Origin of the sequence: Flavobacterium sp. ARAG 55.4 (assembly GCF_051846875.1) — a bacterium.
GTDB lineage: Bacteria > Bacteroidota > Bacteroidia > Flavobacteriales > Flavobacteriaceae > Flavobacterium > Flavobacterium plantiphilum.
Window position 1 is genome coordinate 153,378 of sequence record NZ_JBPYCT010000007.1, and the last position, 19,782, is coordinate 173,159.

18 protein-coding genes are annotated in these 19,782 nt (G+C 33.2%); 4 read left to right on the forward strand and 14 right to left on the reverse strand.

Annotated elements, in window-relative coordinates; genetic code table 11:
* Positions 1-102: 102 nt before the first annotated feature.
* From ACSV4D_RS09910 to ACSV4D_RS09935, 6 genes are all read right to left on the reverse strand, one after another.
* Positions 103-1,371 (reverse strand): YaiO family outer membrane beta-barrel protein, encoded by a 1,269-nt coding sequence (locus ACSV4D_RS09910; RefSeq protein WP_439228162.1) that lies wholly within the window; start codon positions 1,369-1,371, stop codon positions 103-105.
* Between the two features lie 5 nt (positions 1,372-1,376).
* Entirely contained in the window at positions 1,377-2,804 is a 1,428-nt protein-coding gene (locus ACSV4D_RS09915; RefSeq protein WP_408082047.1) for a glycosyltransferase family 2 protein, read from the reverse strand.
* Positions 2,801-3,598 (reverse strand): HEAT repeat domain-containing protein, encoded by a 798-nt coding sequence (locus ACSV4D_RS09920; RefSeq protein WP_439228163.1) that lies wholly within the window; start codon positions 3,596-3,598, stop codon positions 2,801-2,803. The genes ACSV4D_RS09915 and ACSV4D_RS09920 overlap by 4 nt, the downstream gene beginning before the upstream one ends.
* 580 nt (positions 3,599-4,178) lie before the next feature.
* Entirely contained in the window at positions 4,179-6,977 is a 2,799-nt protein-coding gene (locus ACSV4D_RS09925; RefSeq protein WP_439228164.1) for a T9SS C-terminal target domain-containing protein, read from the reverse strand.
* Positions 6,978-7,373: 396 nt separating this feature from the next.
* Complete coding sequence (locus ACSV4D_RS09930) at positions 7,374-8,138, reverse strand: TIGR02757 family protein (protein WP_439228165.1); 765 nt, start codon at positions 8,136-8,138, stop codon at positions 7,374-7,376.
* A 72-nt stretch (positions 8,139-8,210) separates the two neighbouring features.
* Positions 8,211-8,900 (reverse strand): ABC transporter ATP-binding protein, encoded by a 690-nt coding sequence (locus ACSV4D_RS09935; RefSeq protein WP_439228166.1) that lies wholly within the window; start codon positions 8,898-8,900, stop codon positions 8,211-8,213.
* A 127-nt stretch (positions 8,901-9,027) separates the two neighbouring features.
* Here ACSV4D_RS09935 and msrA point away from each other — a divergent pair, with 127 nt between their 5' ends.
* Both msrA and ACSV4D_RS09945 read left to right on the forward strand, forming a co-directional pair.
* Positions 9,028-9,576: a peptide-methionine (S)-S-oxide reductase MsrA gene (gene msrA, locus ACSV4D_RS09940; protein WP_439228167.1), complete on the forward strand. Its 549-nt coding sequence runs from the start codon at positions 9,028-9,030 to the stop codon at positions 9,574-9,576.
* Between the two features lie 12 nt (positions 9,577-9,588).
* The gene (locus tag ACSV4D_RS09945; RefSeq protein WP_408082041.1) at positions 9,589-9,855 is read left to right on the forward strand and encodes a hypothetical protein; all 267 of its coding nucleotides are present in this window, start codon (positions 9,589-9,591) and stop codon (positions 9,853-9,855) included.
* Here ACSV4D_RS09945 and ACSV4D_RS09950 read toward each other — a convergent pair.
* The 7 genes from ACSV4D_RS09950 to ACSV4D_RS09980 all read right to left on the reverse strand — a co-directional run bounded on the left by ACSV4D_RS09950 (position 9,852) and on the right by ACSV4D_RS09980 (position 17,073).
* Positions 9,852-10,166: a DUF6787 family protein gene (locus ACSV4D_RS09950; RefSeq protein WP_408082040.1), complete on the reverse strand. Its 315-nt coding sequence runs from the start codon at positions 10,164-10,166 to the stop codon at positions 9,852-9,854. The two genes, ACSV4D_RS09945 and ACSV4D_RS09950, sit on opposite strands and share 4 nt — an antisense overlap.
* Before the next feature lie 32 nt (positions 10,167-10,198).
* Positions 10,199-10,630 carry a DUF6146 family protein gene (locus ACSV4D_RS09955; RefSeq protein WP_408082039.1) on the reverse strand — a complete coding sequence of 144 codons (432 nt, stop codon included), beginning with the start codon at positions 10,628-10,630 and terminating at the stop codon, positions 10,199-10,201.
* A gap of 180 nt (positions 10,631-10,810) precedes the next feature.
* Positions 10,811-12,808 carry a BCCT family transporter gene (locus ACSV4D_RS09960; protein WP_408082038.1) on the reverse strand — a complete coding sequence of 666 codons (1,998 nt, stop codon included), beginning with the start codon at positions 12,806-12,808 and terminating at the stop codon, positions 10,811-10,813.
* 183 nt (positions 12,809-12,991) lie between these two features.
* On the reverse strand, positions 12,992-13,549 hold the full coding sequence (locus ACSV4D_RS09965; protein WP_439228168.1) for a hypothetical protein: 558 nt from the start codon (positions 13,547-13,549) through the stop codon (positions 12,992-12,994).
* Positions 13,550-13,646: 97 nt separating this feature from the next.
* Entirely contained in the window at positions 13,647-14,597 is a 951-nt protein-coding gene (locus ACSV4D_RS09970; protein WP_439228169.1) for a D-2-hydroxyacid dehydrogenase, read from the reverse strand.
* A 253-nt stretch (positions 14,598-14,850) separates the two neighbouring features.
* Positions 14,851-15,921 carry a 3-phosphoserine/phosphohydroxythreonine transaminase gene (gene serC, locus ACSV4D_RS09975; protein ID WP_408082035.1) on the reverse strand — a complete coding sequence of 357 codons (1,071 nt, stop codon included), beginning with the start codon at positions 15,919-15,921 and terminating at the stop codon, positions 14,851-14,853.
* Positions 15,922-16,014: 93 nt separating this feature from the next.
* The gene (locus ACSV4D_RS09980) at positions 16,015-17,073 is read right to left on the reverse strand and encodes an acyl-CoA reductase (RefSeq protein WP_439228170.1); all 1,059 of its coding nucleotides are present in this window, start codon (positions 17,071-17,073) and stop codon (positions 16,015-16,017) included.
* Positions 17,074-17,233: 160 nt separating this feature from the next.
* Between ACSV4D_RS09980 and ACSV4D_RS09985 the strand changes: the two genes are divergently transcribed.
* Entirely contained in the window at positions 17,234-17,584 is a 351-nt protein-coding gene (locus ACSV4D_RS09985; RefSeq protein ID WP_408082033.1) for a 4Fe-4S dicluster domain-containing protein, read from the forward strand.
* A gap of 41 nt (positions 17,585-17,625) precedes the next feature.
* Here ACSV4D_RS09985 and ACSV4D_RS09990 read toward each other — a convergent pair whose 3' ends face one another.
* Positions 17,626-18,363, reverse strand: coding sequence for a class I SAM-dependent DNA methyltransferase (locus ACSV4D_RS09990; RefSeq protein WP_439228171.1), 738 nt, complete (start codon positions 18,361-18,363; stop codon positions 17,626-17,628).
* Positions 18,364-18,618: 255 nt separating this feature from the next.
* Between ACSV4D_RS09990 and ychF the strand changes: the two genes are divergently transcribed.
* On the forward strand, positions 18,619-19,713 hold the full coding sequence (gene ychF, locus ACSV4D_RS09995) for a redox-regulated ATPase YchF (protein ID WP_408082031.1): 1,095 nt from the start codon (positions 18,619-18,621) through the stop codon (positions 19,711-19,713).
* The last annotated feature ends 69 nt before the right edge of the window (positions 19,714-19,782 follow it).

Consider the following 19,782-nt stretch of genomic DNA (forward strand, 5'->3'; position numbering starts at 1 on the left):
TTGAAAATAATCGATTAAAAGTAAAAATAATCGATGAAATACATGCTTTTGTTCTTTTTTGTAAGTTTAGGTATTTAGTTTCGTGTTTTTAAAAAAGATTTTTTAGAATTTGTATTGGAACATTAAAGCAATTTCTATCTCGTTTTGTTTTAAATCAGGCGCATATTCCTGATTATTGACAGTGAGTTGTAAACCAGTTAGATAATTATTATTTATTAATTTAAAATAACCACCTCCAATTCGGTAAGAATTTAATGAAACTCTGTTCTCATATTGTCCAAAAGTAGATCTGTCGTCAGGAGAAGAACCATAACCGGCAATTAAAGTTAGATAATCAAATTGTGTGTCAAAGTAATATCTGGTAGTTAATGTAAAGGCAGGATAAACAGTATTATCAGTATTTTGAATAAAGGATTTTAAATTAATCCAGTAGGATCCAATATATTTTCCAAGTCCAATAACAGCAGTTGTAAAATCACTATCGGAAGTTTTGACATAACGTAATCCCAAATCAGCTTCCCATCCCTTTGAAAAATTTTGAAAATAAGAATACCCGAGCTTCAATTTTGGAAAAACGGTTTTCTCGCTATATGCCGCATCCAGATAGGAATAACTTTTTTTTCCTGTAAAAATATAAGATTCAAGTTCATATTGAATTCCATCAATAACACTTTCGCCGGAAGCAAATCTGTTGGCATAACTTAATCGGCCAATCAGTGAACCCCAATTTCGTTGTCTGATATATTGTAAACTTCCTAAATGCCATGGTCCATAATTTTTTCTGTCAAAAGCAGTATAGCTGTAATTAACTCCTATTCGTTCTGAATTGTTTTTGGTTTCAATAATAAAAATACGTTGCTTAATTTCGGGATCATTTGGATATTGTAATTCTAAATTTTTTAAATAGTCCTGTTCTTTTTGTTCATCCTTTTTTAATTGATAGATAGCCAGTTTTTTGTATCGGAAATTTTTATTTTCAGGATAGTTTTGCAATGCCTGATTTACTGTAATTTCAGCTTCACTATATTTTTGATCTTCTATATTCAAATTAATTAAATATAAAAAAGCTTCTTCATATTTTGGATTTTTATCAATTACATAATTAAAATAATAACTGGCACTGTCTCTTTTTTGGGTTAATTGATAAATTCTTCCTGTTAATAAATAGAAGTCTAAATAATCAGGAGCAAGTTTAATCCCTAATTTCGTTTTCTTTAAACCAGCTGAATAGTTCTTCTCAACATTCACGTCATGAAGAGCTTCTTTTAATAGATTATCAGTATCAATTTTCTGAGCAAAAATGCTGTAGCTGAATAATGGAAGTAAATAAGTTAGTATAACTAATCTTTTTTTAACAGTGTTAGTTGTCATAAATATTAATTGTTATTTTGGGTATTAAAGCCTTGTCTTTGCATGTTTCCCCATGCTTGTTCTTTCTGCCTGAAAAAATGATAGTAACCTTTTAAAGAAGCGTAAACATTTATGGGATGGTAAAAAATAGGTTCAATCATGGCAGTTAAAATTAGAATAAATATTTCTTTTACACTTGAATAATGTTTGTAGAGTATTTCATCTAATAAAATAGATATTATCGTAATATTAAGATAAAAAAGATATACTGCCATGGTTAAATATAGAAAACTATCGTAATTAATATTCAAATAGAAAAATGAAAGTATCAATACAATGAGACCTACTACTTCTAAAACAGGAACTAAGAATTCGAATGCAAAAAAATAAGGAAAAATTAAAAACCCGGTTCTTCCGTATTTGGGGTTAAAGAATATGTCTTTATGCAGATTTAATGTTTGAATTAATCCTCTTGCCCAGCGTACACGCTGACGTATTAATATTTCACGGTTTCCTGGTACTTCTGTCCAGCATAAAGATTCCGGAATGTATTTAACCGAAAAATCCAGTTTATTTTCATACATGTATTTTCGCATTCTGGTAATGAGTTCCATGTCTTCACCTAACGATTTATGCCAATATCCGCCAGCTTTAACAGCTATTTCCTTATCAAACATTCCAAGTCCCCCGGATACTAGTAACAGACTGTTTAACTGACTCCAGGCCATTCTGCCAAAAAGGAATGCTCTTACATATTCAAGCTCCTGAAATCGAGGATACCAGCCTTTTGGAAACCTTATTTTTACTAAAAATCCTTCTTTTACTTCACATGAATTTGAAATTCGGATGCCTGCTCCGGTAGCAATTACTCTCTTTTTACTTTCGATGAATGGTTTTGCCAATTTTATAATCGTATCATTCTTTAATATGCAATCCACATCAGTACAAAGAAATAAAGGATATTTTGAAGAATTTATTCCTGCATTAGATGCATCAGCTTTACTCTTTCCATTTTCTTTATCTACAACTAAAAGTTTAGAATATACTGGGTTTTTTGACTTATAATGACCTCTGACTGTTTTTGTTGGTATTTTTTCCTGATAATAAAAATCTATTTTAACTAGTTCAAATTCTTTAATAAGTTTTTCTAAAGTATCGTCAGAACTACCATCATTTACTAATACAACTTCATATTTAGGGTAATTTAAGGAAAGTAAAGATTTTACATTATAAACCACATTAGCACCTTCATTAAAAGCGGGGGCAACTACTGAAACCCCGGGAATATAGTTGGATTTTAAAAGGACATCATCATGAATAAAATATTTTGAATTAAGATGCTTTTTAATGGCATAATAAGACAATACAGCTAATACCATATACAAAAGAATATAAGTAGTTGAAAATACAGCTACAAATATTTCATAATAATCGATAATTTTTTTTAATATCATATAGAAGGTATTTTTACGTGTTGAATCATTTTACTAATTTCATGGTTGCCGATAAAATTTTCAATATGGCCAGATTGCATCTTTGAAAGACTTCTTACTGCTGTAAGTTTTATATCAGAGTCGATAGATTCTTTTAATAAACCACAAATAAATTCCTCAGCGACTTCTCCGCCAACTATGGTTAAAGTCTTTAGAATTTCGATTTGGTTATTCTTTGTTTCATTTTCAAAAACTTCGATTAAATTTTTTTCGGTATCCAATATAAATAACTGCCCTATAGCACAAATAGCTGCGAAACGTATTTTTTCGTCATCTGATTTTAAAAGAGCTACAATAGACTGATTTTCATTTGTATAATTGTAAAAAGCCATCAGTTTTATTCCCAGTCTTACAACGGACGGATTTTGAGAATGAATCCAATCCTTTAAGTTGCTTGGAATTGGTGGTTTTTTTTGATGAATAATATTCATTATATTAATTTCTCCTGCTAAGAAAACAGGCTTTTGATAATTATAAAAGAGTCCTAAATTTTCTGGCTCTAAGGAAATAAGAGTAAGATAAGCACTAGAGTTTAGAATTCTGTCTTTATTGTTTAGAAAAGGAGTAACAAAGCTTTTGCCTTTATTATATTCTAAGGCTTTTAAATGATACATTCCAAGAGGAATTAAATACTTTTTTCTGCTTTTTAATAACGAAACAGTATAATTAAATAAGTCAAATTGTTCATAAATCAAATGGGAAGTTTTAATAATGTCTCCTTTTAAATTTCGTTTCAGGAAAATAATTTTATTCAAAACGATTTTTTTACACCATTTCTTTTTAAAAGGAATTTCTTTTTTGAAATTCTGAATTTTTAAAACAAACTCTTTCTCATCATAAGATGAGAATACTAAAGTGGTTAAAAAATCATCAATTTTAGCTTTTACAGCATTTGTTTTTGGGGTACGTAAATTAGTAAGAAACCGGTTTATTATTAATATTGAAATTAAAATGAGAAAAAAAAGTGCTAAAACGGGTAAAATGTAATGAGTCAAATAGTAGGTGAGATTCATCTTTTGCTGGTTGTTAGTTTTATAAAGGGGTCGTTTATTACGGTATAAATGTAATAATTATATCATAACTTTATCGATAAAGTGCATAAAAACATCGATAAAAAACACTTTTTGTTTTTTTTGTTTTTTTTGTATCTTTTTATTTGCAAACAATATGTTTTTTGTAGAGCAATAATCAAAACCTTCAAAAACCCCAAGACCAAAAGTGCAAAGTCGTACCTTAAAAAGAATTTAAGAAGTAAACCAATAAGAATCGATTAAAAGATGGTAAAAAAAAATGGCAACTAGAAAAGTTGCCATTGGTTTAAAAGTTAATTAAAACTTATTGGATGATGATTTTTTGTGAATGTATTATTTTTTTTGTTGAAATATCTGAAACATTAATAATAAAAACTCCTTTTAACTGTAAATTGACGTTTTCCTGACGACTTTCTTTAAGAATACCTTTTTTGACTTCTTTTCCAAAAATATCATAGATTTTGTATTCTGCATTAGAATTCGTTTTTGTATCAGTTTCATCACTGTCATTGGTCATTAGTATAGAAAATGAACCATTATTTGGAATAGGCCAAACATTAACCTGAGTAGAGATTTCCGGATTTTTTTTTGTTGCTGACAAAGAATATCCGTTAACTATATTTATTCTACGGGTCATTGTTGCTCCGGTATTATCACTAACAGTAAAATCGAATGAGCCTAAGCCGTTGGCTGTTGGTCTGTATTCTACTATGTTAGAAACTAAAGTAGCATTTCCTTTTTCTACATTAGATAAGGAGTAATTAACTCCATCGGTAAATCCTCTCGAAAGTTTTTTGATATCAATACTTAGTTTATGTCCTTTTGGAGATTCGTAATGAGGTAGTGACATCCATTGTAGATACTCATCCAGATTAGTGTAACCGTCTAAATCTTCATCGGCATTAGTATCTGAAAAATCTCCAATTGCAGAATTCAGATTTGTTCCTTTGATTGCCTCCCACCAGTTTGGTAAACCGTCTTGGTCAGTATCCCAATCAGTATCTCTGCTTACCTCAGGATAATTTTCATATCCGCCAACGTCTGATTCATTATCAGGAAATCCCGGTTTACCGGTTACGCTTCCTGTATAGGTATAAGTTCCATTGAGTGTTTCTGTAATAATTCTTTCATCATGTTCATCAAATTCCGGTTGTACACATCCCACATCAGAAAGTACAATTTTATATGCTTCCCCGGCTGTTTGTGTTGTTACATAAGATGGGAAAAAAGGAGTATCAACAAAGTTATCGTATTGATAAGTTGCACCGTTTTTAAAGGTTGCTCTTCTTCCGATGATTTGATTATTTTCGTCAAAATAACCTGGCATTACATTTCCGTTAAAATAACATCTTTGCATTCCCGTTCCAACATTTTCGTTATCAGCACTAAATGCAACAAATATTTTAGAACCCGCTCCGGGTTTATAATAATTATTCACAAAGTTAACCTCTTTAGTTCCTCCATCAGTAGTTCTGGAACCCCAATTGTAAACGACATTATTAGTGATATCCATTCTGCCAGCATAAGCTCCGCTACCATCTAATCCTCCGCCTAAGCTCCAATTACGTCCGTAACAGTGTGCTAAAAGATTATGATGAAAACTACCTATATCTCCACCTATAGTTGCTGCATACCCATGCTCATTCCCTGCAGGATAATTTTGATGTCCTGCAGCATTTAATGCTTCAGAAATTAAGGTTCTTTGTAACGTAATGTTTTTTCCCGACCGTGAACTGAAAGCTTCATCAATAGTCCAGCTGATGGAACAGTGATCGATAATACTATTGTTGGCACCGGTTAATCCCATTCCGTCATAAGTAGGACCTGCGCCTAATCTAACTCTTATATTTTGAACGATAGCGTCATTTCCTGTAATTCCAAAAGGAGCAGAACGAATACAGATTCCTTTTCCGGGAGCTGTTTGACCCGCAATAGTCACATAAGGCTGACTTAGAACCAAACGGGAATTTAATTGGATAATTCCTGAAGTATTAAAAACAATTGTTCTTGGTCCTATATCATTGGTAACAGCTTCTCGTAAACTTCCCGGACCACTATCATTCAAATTGGTTACTGCAACAACTTTTCCGCCTCTTCCGCCACGGGCAAAACGACCATAACCTTCAGCATCAGGAAAAGCCAGTTGAGCAGGTCTAAATCGCCAAATGTTTCCTTTTACGACTTCATTATTTGCTAAAACTTCGTCAATTCTCCAGTAATAAGTTTCTCCTGTATATAATCCATTTACCGGATACGATACATTTTCTTTAGACTGATTTCCTTTGTATAAAACTGAAGATGTATCTGCAGCATCAATGGATGCTAAATCTGTTCCGAAATAGATATTGTGAGATACGGCATTAATTGCTGCTGTCCAGCTTAAAATGCTACTTCCTGAATTTAATTCTACATGTTCATCATCGTGGCTGGGTTTTGGATTAGTAGCCTGATTAAAAATATTAGGTGTATTTAATTCAAATCCATTTAACATCACATTTTTATAGGTTTCGTTACCCGATCTTTCGGCAGCAAAAAGAATAACCACATCGGTTCCTGTTGTAGCCTGAAATTTTAAGTATGCTGATTTTGCAGTTGACGAATTAAGAGCTCTAACAGTCGGAATTACATTATCGACTACTAAATTTCCGTTTATTGATATGTCAATTGGACTAAAAGTATAAATAGGATTATCTACAGCATTTAAAAAAGCCATTAAGGTATGCTCTCCTGTTTCTAATCCACTTATTTTAAGTTCTATTTGGCCACCTTCATTTGCGGTACCGTTTTTTACAGTAACACCATCACAAACTAATTTTGCGTAATAAGGAGCCTGGATTCCGGTTTTATACCAATTGGTACCTAAAACATCTCCTTTATCTCCCACTTTAGTCAGTGTAAATGTGACATCGTTTACTGTTTTGGTGGCTGTAGTAGTTGTAATTACCCAAGGGGCATATCCGGATTCGCTTACTTCGGAAGCGCTTCTTCCTGTTTGATCAAAATCAATTTTTACTACAGGATTCTGAGCAAAAATTGCGGTGGTTTTCATTGTGAGGCATGCAATAGCCAATACTAATGATGGTTTCATGTACTTTTTTAACATTTAAGGTTGGTTTTTGGGTTAATAATTCTTTGTTTATTTCTATTGTAAATTGAGAAAGCATAAATAAAAACTGTTATGTCATAGGCTTTTAAGTTTAAATACTGTAAATTATAATTAATGAATGAATAATTGTAAACGTTTACATAAAGTAATAAAAAATTTTTAATTCACTTTTTAGCTCATTTAATAATCTTTTAAAAAGGATTTTGTCCGGAGTAAAAATAGATGTTCAAAGAACAAACTAGGGGTAAAAATTGCTTTTAAAGCAGGGGCAAATAGCAATTTGCTGCTAAAAGTAATAATAAATTTACTAAAATGTTTTTTCTTTATATGTAAAATATATCCTAAAACATTAGTGCTTTAATTGTTGGATTTACTTTAGTGAAGATGAACTGTCTAAAAACCTTCAAAAACGCCAAGACCAAAAAGTGCAAAGTCATACTTTACAGGATCATTAGCATCTAATTCTCTAAGTTTGGTATCTAATTCTAAAAGCGCTTTTGCGTCATTTTGTTTTCGGTTTAATAAACCCAATTTACGGGCTACATTTCCAGAATGTACATCTAAAGGACAGGATAATGCAGCAGAAGGAATGCTTTTCCAGAGTCCTAAATCAACTCCCTTATTGTCTTCACGGCACATCCAGCGCAGATACATATTAATACGTTTAGCAGCAGAATTATTTAAGGGATCAGAGATGTGTTTTTGTGTGCGGGCTGCATGCGGAATGTCAAAAAATATCTTTTTAAATTCAGAAATGCTTTTCTGCATGGAATTGATTTCTTTATTTTTTGAAAAAACAGCCTCTAAACCATTATGGTTTTTATAAATGTTTTGCAGGCTTTTTATAAAAACCATAAAATCTTGGCCGTTAAAGGTACGGTGTACAAAGTTTTCAAGTCGTTCTAAGTCAGGCTCAGTATGAGACATCACAAAATCATAAGGCGCATTGCCCATTAATTCCATCATGCGATGACTATTTTTTATAATCATTTTACGGTTTCCCCAGGCAATAGTAGCGCTTAAAAAACCGGCTATTTCAATATCTTCTTTTTGAGTAAATAAATGCGGAATCTGTACCGGATCACTTTCAATAAAATCGAGAGTATTGTATTGTAATACTTTTTCGTCAAGAAAATCTTTGAGTTCAGCTTTGTTCATTCTTTTGTTTGAGAAGCTTTAGAGTTTAAAGTGCAAGTATTGAGTCCTATCGTAGTGTGTTAGCCGTTACTTTTAAAAACTTATTTGTCCATCAACCATTACCAGCTTTCTGTCGGCCATATTGGCTAATTCTTCGTTATGAGTCACAATAACAAAAGTTTGTCCAAATTCATCCCTTAATTTAAAAAACAACTGATGTAAGTTCTCTGCCGAATGCGTATCCAGATTTCCGGAAGGCTCATCAGCAAAAATAACAGCAGGTTTATTAATCAATGCTCTCGCTACAGCCACCCGCTGTTGTTCTCCTCCCGAAAGTTCATTGGGTTTATGATGAATCCGATGGGAAAGACCAAGATAAGTTAATAGTTTTATGGCTTCTTCCTCAGTTTCTTTCCTGTTTTTTTTGGCAATAAAAGCAGGTATGCATACGTTTTCTAAGGCAGTGAATTCAGGTAGCAACTGATGAAACTGGAAGATGAATCCTAAATTTAGATTTCTGAATTTAGATAAACTCCTGTCATTCATAGACAAGATGTTTTCATCATTGATTAAAAGTTCAATTTCATTTCCAGTATTTGTTTCGCCTTTAACGGCTGTGGAGTTTGGTTTGTCTAATGTTCCCAGAATTTGTAAAAGTGTTGTTTTTCCGGCTCCGGAAGCTCCTACAATAGATACAATTTCTCCTTTTTGTATATGTATATCAACTCCTTTTAGTACATGAAGCTGATTGTAATATTTATGTAAGTTTTTAGCTTGTATCATTCTTGACAGTTTTTACAAAGAAACAAAGATTTTAAGGATTATAAAATGAGATAAGCTATAATTTTTGGTCAAAAAACAATAAATTTGAGTAAATTCAAATAATAAAATGATTATTTAAACAAAAGATATGAAAAATGAGATGAAAAGTGATACAGCGACTTTTGCAGGAGGTTGCTTCTGGTGTACTGAAGCTGTTTTTTTAGAACTAAAAGGTGTAGAAAAAGTGGTTTCGGGTTATATAGGAGGGAAAACCATCAATCCTACGTACAAAGAAATTTGTCAGGGCGATACCGGTCATGCCGAAGCTGTCCAGATAACTTTTAATCCGGAAGTGATTTCTTTTGGAGAATTGTTAGAATTGTTTTTTACAACCCATGATCCTACTACTTTGAACAGACAGGGGAATGATGTGGGAACTCAATACCGTAGTGAAGTTTTCTATCACAATGAAGAACAACGAAAAATGACAGCTGATTTTATTGCTTTTTTAACAGAAGAAAATGTTTTTGAGAAACCAATTGTAACTAAGCTTTCTCCGGCATCGACTTTTTTTGAAGCCGAAGAATACCATCAGAATTATTACAATCAAAACCAGACTCAGGGGTACTGCTCGTTTGTAATTACTCCAAAAATCAATAAAGTGAGAGAGTATTTTAAAGACAAATTAAAAAATTAATTAATATTACGAATGGAAGCCCGATATAAAAAACTAATTTTAGGAATTGTCTTCGATGCTGTCGGAATGCTTTCTTTTTCCATTCCTTTTTTAGGAGAATTTTCAGATGTCGTTTGGGCTCCCGTTTCGGGTTTTTTGATTTCCAGAATGTATAAAGGCAGCTTAGGTAAAATAGCAGGAATTGTTTCTTTTGTGGAAGAGTTTTTTCCTTTCACGGATGTTGTTCCCACCTTTACGTTAACCTGGATTTATTATTATATTATAAAAAAAGAAAACTAATTCTTATTGTCTTTGAATAGGAATCCCAGTCCCATGCCGCGAAGCATTTTTTTGGAAAAAGGGAAAAAGAATTTTGACTGACCAAAAATATAACCAAAAAACATTAATAAAAAGGGGTACAGCGGCAGTACTAAAATAATTAAGATAAAATAGTAGAAAAACCAATGAGTGTTTTCCTGGTTTATATTTAAAAGATTCATCGCATAACTGGATATTTTTGCAGACAGAGAGCCGTTTATAGCAAAAACTATAAAAATAATGACTAAATCATAATTAGAAGCAATTCCCCAACGTCTCTTTAATTTCTCCATATCCCTTTAAGATGACAACAAATATAACAAGATTATCTTAGAGGGACACGACCAAAAAGCCTTTGATGGTAATTATTTTGAAAATAAACCATGTAATTATAAATCAAATAATTTACCTCATAACCATAATCGATATTGGGATCATAATTTATGGTCATTTCATATAAATTTGGATTATAACGTTGTGGCTGTAAGACACGATTGTTCCACTCATTTACATATATCTGATTTTTAGTTTCCAGATATTCCTGTGTGTAATACCATCTGGGATAAGCTCTGGATGCGAGCCAGGTGTTAAAGCCCGGATCGATAATGATTACTTCATATTCCAGAGAATCATTGGCTATTCTGACGGTGTCATTTACAGAACCAGCGTTTTTCTCTTTAGATACTATAGTTTTGGATGAATTACAGCTGACTATAATACCAATAATAAGTGCTAATAAGTAAAAAATATTTTTCATCGTAAAAAAAATCAGTTGACTTAAAATTAAGAATTATAGAATTAATTAAAGCTTATTTTGAAATAATTATGCAAAATTAATTGGCGTTCGCATTATTAGTGGTTTTCATTCAGCTCTGTTGGAATTAAAGCCTCCATCATCTAAAACACGGAGGCTTTTTCGTGTTTTTTAGAAATTATATTATTCTAACTTATTATTAAAATCACTACTTATAAGCATTTCATTTTTTTCTTCTGAGACAATATTTAAAAAGCGATCATAATGTTTTAACACATCGGATATTAATTCATTTTTAGTGAAATATTGTATATCATAACTTTCTCTGGTATCTCCAAAATATGCTTTTGGAAAATAGGTTCTTTTTTTCTCAATATCCGGAAGATTGTCTTCATCAATAAAATAATTAGCTACTTTTTTAGAAGTAGTAGTAACTCCGTAAATAAAGTTGTTGACAATATCGTACTTTATCTCAATTTCAATATTAGAAGAATCAATGATATTAATAGTCGCAATAACTCCATTTTTAGCAAATTCTGTTTTAAGATCAGTAAAAGCATCTTTGACTACTGTACTGATAAAAAAGTCAACAGAAGAGCGGTCTTTTGCCGAAACAATCTGTTTTAACCGGTCTTTCCATAATCTTCCTGACCATGGAACCGTAGTGTTGGAGAAATTTTGATCGTAATAGGAATGATCAATATGGAGCGCTTTTATTAAACTTACAATAAACAATATCATAATTATTGAAAAGGGCAGAGCGGTAATCAGCGTCATACTCTGCAGTGCTTTTAAACCACCGGCATTAAGCAGTAACAAGGATAATAGTGCCAGTAAACCTCCCCATAAAATAGTCTGCCATTGCGGAGATTTTACAGCATTTTTAGTTGCAATATTATTCATTACAAAAATTCCTGAATCAGCAGATGTTACAAAAAAAACAATCACAATAATAATGGTAATTAGACTTGCTGTTTGTGAAAAGGGTAAATATTCTAAAAATCGAAACATCAGGGCATCCGGATTGGCAGCCAGTTCGCTCAGAGCACCATTGGCTGTAGTAAGATCAAACCAGATAGCACTGTTTCCAAATACAGTCATCCAGATAAAATTAAAAAATGTAGGAATCAGTAATACAGCAACTATAAATTCTCTTATTGTTCGTCCTTTAGAAATTTTTGCAATAAAAAGACCTACATAAGGTGACCAGGATATCCACCAGGCCCAGTAAAGGATAGTCCAGTCATAAAACCAGGGCAATGTTTCGGTATCATAAACATGGGTTCCAAAAGTCAGATTAAAAAAATTATTAATATAATTTCCCAGTCCCTCGGTAAAACTCCCTATTAAAAAAACAGTAGGTCCTAATATAAGTACGAATAATAAGAGAGAAACTACAAGTGTTACATTGATATTACTTAGGATTTTAATTCCTTTGTCAACTCCTGTAAGTGCTGAAAATATAGCTAATGATACTAAAACAGCGACAATTAAAACCTGATAAGTAAAAGTAGTATCCGGAACAATATTCAAGATTTGTAATCCTGAATTAATTTGAACAACACCAAAACCTAAAGTGGTAGTAATTCCAAAAAACGTACTGCAAAGTGCAAATACATCAATAGTATTTCCCCATTTTCCGTTTATTTTATTTTTCAGTAAAGGATAAAAACAGCTTCGAAGCGACAATGGCAGCTTCAGGCGGTATGAGAAATAGGAAAGTGACAATCCTACCACTGCATAAATTGCCCAGGCATGTATACCCCAGTGGAAAAAAGTATAAAGTTGAGCGTTTTTTGCTTTATTGACATAATGAGCTATACCAAAAACTTCCGAAGTATAATGTTGCATGGGTTCGGCTACGCCAAAATACATTAACCCAATTCCCATTCCGGCAGCAAATAACATGGAAATCCAGGAGAAAAAACTGTGCTCCGGCCGGCTGTCATTATTTCCCAGCCGGATATCACCATATTTGCTAAACAGAAGATAAACCAGAAAAATAACGAAAAATGTTACTGACCAAATATAAATCCAGTTCAGATTTATAAAAATAAAGTTTTTTATAACATTCAGTATTTCGTTGGCCATATCCGGATAGACTACTGATATTATCGAAATAGAAAATATAAATACCATGCTGGGTATAAAAATCCCCATTTTCAGAGTAGTTTTAAACATATAGTTTTGTTTAGGATTTTAAAAATGTGTGAAGCTGTATGCCCGCATTGTTTAAAGGTGTACTTTATAGGTAAACGGTCAGCATAAATATTCAGAACTCTTTATGTTCTGTCACATTTTTTTAATTTTAAAAAAGTATGCCATTTAATTTAAGTTAAATGGCATAGAAATAGAACTGTGGTTTTATTTTCCAAAAAGTTTTCCCATCATTCCGCCTAATCCTCCTTTTTTTGTAAGTTCGGCAGCATCATCAAGATCTACTTTTCCGTCAGTATTTTGATCTAAACCAAAATGGATATCATAAGTAGAAATAGCTTCCATGATTCCGGCATGTTCAGGACTGTCACCACCTGTCAGGGAATTAAGAAGTTCTGATATGCTGATACTGCTGTTTTTGGGATCTCTTGCTCTTTCTACCAGAGTATTCAAAACTTTCGGGATAATGTTTGTTGCTGTATCGGTCGCCGTAGCAGCATTGATACCTAACTTTTGAGTTAATAATTCAGAGACATTACTGATGATTCCGTGTACAACAGGATTTTTTTTATCAATGTCTTTGCCTTGCAATAAGTTTGCTATTTGTGATAAATCACCACTGGAGGCTATTTTTTGAAGACTGGAAAAAAGAGAATTACCGGTTTCTTCCAGTACTGCATCGTTTTTATCATTTGGGATGGCATCGTTTTTTACAACAGCATCCTGACCAAATTCCTTTACTAATTGTGCTAATTGATCTAACATGAGGTTTGCTTTTATAAGGTTTGTTATCAAATTTAATAAAAAAAGGACTCATTAGCAATTTGTAATGAGTCCTTTTATGTTATAAAAATGGTAATTCTTAGCTTAGCAAAGTAATAATTTGTGATGCTAATTCAGTTCCAATTCTGTCTTGTGCTTCTCCGGTAGCAGCTCCGATGTGCGGAGTCAAAGAAATTTTCGGATGCATCAAAAGTTGTGTTGCAGGAGTTGGTTCGTTTTCAAAAACATCCAGACCGGCAAATGCTACTTTTCCGCTGTCTAATGCTTTTACTAAATCTACTTCGTTAATAACACCACCACGGGCACAGTTTACAATTCCTACACCGTCTTTCATTGTAGCAAACTCTTTTTCAGTCAGAATATATCCGTTTTGAGCAGGTACATGGAAAGAAATAAAATCAGCTTCCTGAAAAACAGATTCTAATGACTGAGGAACGATAGTTGTTGTTATCGATTGTCCGTCAAAAAATTCAACTTTTACATCCACTTTCGGAATAAAGCTGTCGGCAGCGATAACTTTCATACCTAAACCAAGAGCCATTTTAGCTGTAGCCTGACCAATACGGCCAATACCTACAATTCCTAATGTTTTACCTCTTAATTCAACACCATTAGCATACGCTTTTTTCAAATCATTGAATTTTGTATCTCCTTCTAACGGCATGTTTCTGTTAGAATCGTGTAAGAAACGAACACCAGTTAATAAGTGAGCAAAAACTAATTCAGCTACAGATTCTGATGAGGAAGCAGGAGTGTTGATTACGTGAATTCCTTTGCTTTTAGCATAATCCACATCAATATTATCCATACCAACACCACCACGACCAATGATTTTTATGCCCGGACAAGCATCAATAATGTCCTTACGAACTTTAGTAGCACTACGAACAAGAATAACACTTACGTTATTTTCATTAATGTAGTTTGCTACCTGTTCCTGAGCAACTTTTGTAGTGATTACTTCAAAACCACCTTTTTCTAAAGCTAAGATTCCACTTTTTGAAATCCCGTCGTTTGCTAATACTTTCATGTTTTTTTATTACATTACGAGGTTTTATCCTCAAATTAATTGAATGGTTTAGAAGCTGTTTCCCGCTATCCGTTTCAATCTTGTGCAGGCGTAGATGCCTGCCTCCACAAGGATTTCCACTTCTATCGGGGCTAGAGCCTCTGCTAGCAATTTCAATTTAAAGATTGAAAAATTCAAAGATTCAATCAATAAATTTTATTTAAATAAACTTAGATTCTTTTTAATCTTTCAATCATTGAATCTTTTAATCTATTTAAACTGCTTTTTCTAAAGCTTGCATCACATCCACTAATACCTGTACGCTTTCAATAGGCATAGAGTTATAGATAGATGCTCTGTATCCGCCTACAGAACGGTGTCCCGGTAAACCTGAAATTCCGGCTTCTTTCCACATTTTGTCAAATGTTTCTGTGTGCTCCGGATTAGTCAGTAAGAAGGTAACATTCATGTTAGAACGATCTTCCTTAACAGCTGCTCCTTTAAATAATGGGTTTCTGTCAATTTCGTTGTAAAGCAATTCTGCTTTTGCATTGTTTAGTTTTTCAACCGCTGCAATTCCGCCTTTTTCTTTGATCCATCTCAATGTCAACAGAGATGCGTATACAGAGAATACAGGAGGAGTGTTGAACATACTATCTGCTTTAACGTGTTTGGCATAATCCAGCATACTAGGAATAGCACGACCACTTTTACCGATGATTTCTTCTTTAATAACTACTAGAGCAGTTCCTGCTGGTCCCATGTTCTTTTGAGCACCGGCATAAATAATATCAAATTGAGAAAAATCCAGTTGTCTGGAGAAAATATCTGAACTCATATCACAAACCAATGGAACATTTGTTTGAGGAAATGATTTCATCTGAGTACCAAAAATGGTATTGTTAGAAGTACAGTGAAAATAATCTGCATCTGCAGGAATTTCATATCCTTTTGGAACATAAGTGTAATTATCCTCTTTTGAAGAAGCTACGATTACAGTTTCTCCAAAAAGTTTAGCTTCTTTAATTGCTGCTGTAGCCCAGGTTCCTGAATCTAAATAAGCGGCTTTTCCACCTTCTTTCATCAGGTTATAAGGAACCATCAAAAATTCAAGGCTGGCTCCACCTCCAAGAAAAAGAGCCTGGTATCCTTTTCCTTCTAATCCCAGTAACTCAAGAGCCAAAGCTCTGGCTTCGTCCATAACAGCAACAAAATCTTTGCTTCTGTGTGAAATTTCTAAAATTGATAATCCTGAATTATTGAAGTCTAAAATAGCCTGAGCTGATTTTTCAAAAACTTCCTGAGGTAAAATAGATGGTCCTGCGCTGTAATTGTGTTTTTTCATGGTGTAGTTTAAGTCCAAAAAATTAAAATGCAAATTTCGGTAATAGGACCCGAATAAGCATTAAAATATTCATAATAATTATTAAAAAATTTTCTATGTTATTAACAAAAACGATATAGTATCAGTATTATCCGCATAATCCCATAATTTAGGCTGTTGGGTTTGTCCGAATTCGACACTGTTTTTTATCAGATTATTGCTCACAATGCATTGAATTTGCTCTGCTTCTGCTGTCAGTTTTTTTTCTACATCTTCCAGATTTTCATAATATTCATAAAAAACACTGGAAATAGGAGAGGCATGGCTGCTGTCTTCTTTGATGGTTAAAAAACCATTATCTAACAATTTGAAGTTACTCATCAGGAAAACGGCTTTGTTATAATCGTAATTATTAGCGTATTTTTCATATTTAATGATATCCTGATATTCAAACATAGCTTCAAAAAAGGCATCAAAAGAATAGTCCTTTGGTACAAATAATTTAGAAACATTGCGACAGCCTAAGCCGAAATATCTGAAAATATCTTCTCCTAAAGCAATTAATTGTTCTTTAGTTTCTTTGCCATTTAACACAGCAACAGAATTTCTGCTTTTGCGGATAATGGAAGGTTTATCTTTAAAATAATACTCAAAATAGCGGGCGGTATTGTTACTTCCGGTAGCTATTACAGCATCAAAATTTTCCAGCTTGCCTTCGCTGAAAGTGATTTTGCTTTCAAATTCCGGAGCGATATGAATTAAATATTTTGCTAAAAACGGCAATAAATGCTGGTCATTTGAAGAGGTTTTTACGATAACATCATGTCCGCTTATTAAAACCGAAAGAAAATCATGAAAACCTACCAGCGGAATATTTCCGGCTAATATGAGGGCTATTTTTTTGGGTTTTACAGTCGTAAAATCATAAGTACTCAGCCATTTATCGAGGTTTTCTTTGCTTAGTGCTTTTGCCCAGGAATTAACAGCATAATACACCTGTTCAGGTGTGTACCAGCCATTGTGCGACTGGGAAAGCGCAATCAGGTCAACAAAAGAATCAAAAAAAACAGCATTAGCTGAAACGCCTTCTTTCTGGTGATTTCCGGCTTCAGAAAACTGACTTAAAAACGTTCCTAATTCTATAAAAATATTTTTTTTGTTTTCTAATGTCATAATGTTTGTTTATGAAATGTTTTGATTGTAATTTTGCACAAAAGTAATCATAATAAAATCTAAAGTCAAAAGTCAAAAGTCGAAAGACAAAAAGTTTGTGTAAAACGATTTGAAAAGACTAATTAACTGGCAGACTTTATAACTTTAAGACTAATTAAGAATGGCAATTATCATAACAGACGAATGTATCAACTGTGGTGCATGTGAACCGGAATGTCCAAATACAGCAATTTATGAAGGAGCTGATGACTGGAGATATAAAGACGGAACATCTTTAAGCGGAAAAGTAGTGCTTCCGGACGGAACTGAAGTAGATGCTGAGGAAGCTCAGACTCCTATTTCGGATGAGGTATACTATATTGTTCCCGGAAAATGTACGGAGTGTAAAGGGTTTCACGACGAACCTCAATGTGCTGCAGTATGTCCTGTTGATTGTTGTGTACCGGATGAAAATCATGTTGAGGATGAAGAAACCTTGTTAAGCCGACAAGCTTTCTTGCATAATGAATAGTTAAATATATAATTTCAATTTAGAAAATCCTGAGCCTGTGTTCAGGATTTTTTTTTGGCTACAATTGCATACGTGTCATAGGCATAAGTCTTTCGGTCAATAGTTTGCAGGATTTCAAAATCATTGAGATATAAAAACAGCTGCATTTCGTGAAGTGTAAAAACCCTGACAGTAGCGTAATCATTAGCAATAATATTACTGTCTTCTGCTTCGTAATATTTAGCGGTCCATTCGAGAATAAAATTGTCCTGTGAGCTTATTTCCCAATCACTTTTTCTAATATAATTAACGCCTTTGTACAGTACAGAATGAACGATTGTATCATTTTCTCTGATGTAAGGAATAAAGCGACTGGCATCAATAAAATCAAAAATCAGAATTCCTTTTGAATTCAGATTATTGTACAGAGTTTTAAAGGTGTCGTTGATATCATTATTTGTAATCAGATAACTGGTCGAACGACTGGTAATAATGATAGCATCTGTCTTTTGTTCCAGATTAAAATCCCGCATATCGCCGTGAATAAAGCGACCGCTTGGGTTTCTTTTTTCTGCAATGGTAATCATGCTTTTACTGTAATCCAGTCCTGTGTAGTTTTGTTTGTTTTCAATAAAATAGTGTGCCAGATTGCCTGTTCCGCTTCCTATTTCTAAAATACTTTCCGGACTGTTTTTTTGCAGCAGTGTATTGTAAAAAGTATATTCCTTTTTATAATCTATGAAACTTTGGTACATAGCGTCATAGATTTCGGCCATTTTATCGGGATAAAGACTGCTCATGACTTTTTTTTTAAGAGATTACAAGATAATCTTTTTTTATGGAAATTTTAGGTTTACTGTAGTTTGGCTATGTTAAATTAACTTACAGTTACTTTAAATTTAAGAGCTTCATATCCGCTTAATTTTTTAGCCTGAAAGAGACTTTGTATAAATTTTGGATTTATGCTATCTATAGATTTTATATATTATATTTGCAACTTTTAAAATCAAAATTTAAACGCATAGCGAAAAACGCTGGCTGTAAACAATACGATCATGAAAGCAGGAATTGTAGGATTACCAAATGTAGGGAAATCAACTTTATTTAATTGTTTGTCAAATGCTAAGGCACAAAGTGCGAACTTTCCGTTTTGTACTATTGAACCTAATATTGGTGTGGTAAATGTACCGGATCCCAGAATTGCCAGATTAGAGGAATTAGTAAAACCGGAACGTGTGCAAATGGCTACTGTAGATATTGTAGATATTGCCGGTTTGGTAAAAGGAGCCAGTAAAGGAGAAGGTTTAGGGAATCAATTTCTTGGAAATATTAGAGAATGTAATGCAATTATTCATGTTTTACGTTGTTTTGACAATGATAATATCGTTCACGTAGATGGAAATGTAAACCCGATTCGTGATAAGGAAACCATCGATATCGAATTACAGTTAAAAGATTTAGAAACTGTCGAAAAACGTTTGGAAAAAGTAAATCGTGCTGCAAAAACCGGTAATAAAGAAGCACAAACCGAAAAAGCTTTATTAGACAGAATTAAAGAAGCTTTGTTGCAGGCTAAATCTGCCAGAACTGTTGTTCCGCAAACGAATGATGAGGAAGCTTTAATGGAAGAATTTCAACTGATTACAACCAAACCGGTTTTGTATGTATGTAATGTAGATGAAGCTGCTGCAGTAAATGGAAATAAATATGTAGATCAGGTACGCGAATTAGTAAAAGATGAAAATGCTGAAGTGATTGTGCTTTCAGTGGGTGCTGAGGCTGATATTACAGAATTAGAAAGTTATGAAGAGCGTCAGGTTTTCTTAGAAGATTTAGGATTGTCTGAGCCGGGATCGGCTGTGTTAATTCGTGCAGCTTATAAATTATTAAACCTGCAAACCTATTTTACAGCAGGAGTAAAAGAAGTTCGTGCCTGGACCATCAATATTGGAGATACAGCACCTAAAGCTGCCGGAGTTATTCATACTGATTTTGAAAAAGGATTCATTCGCGCTGAAGTTATTGCTTATGAAGATTTCTCCAACTATGGCTCTGAATCTAAAGTAAAAGAAGCCGGAAAATTAAGAGTAGAAGGAAAAGAGTATATTGTTAAGGATGGTGATGTGATGCATTTTAGGTTTAACGTATAGTTTTTTTTAGAAAGATACTTAGATAATGTAGAGGCTGTTCAGAAAACAGCCTCTTTTTTTATGCTTACT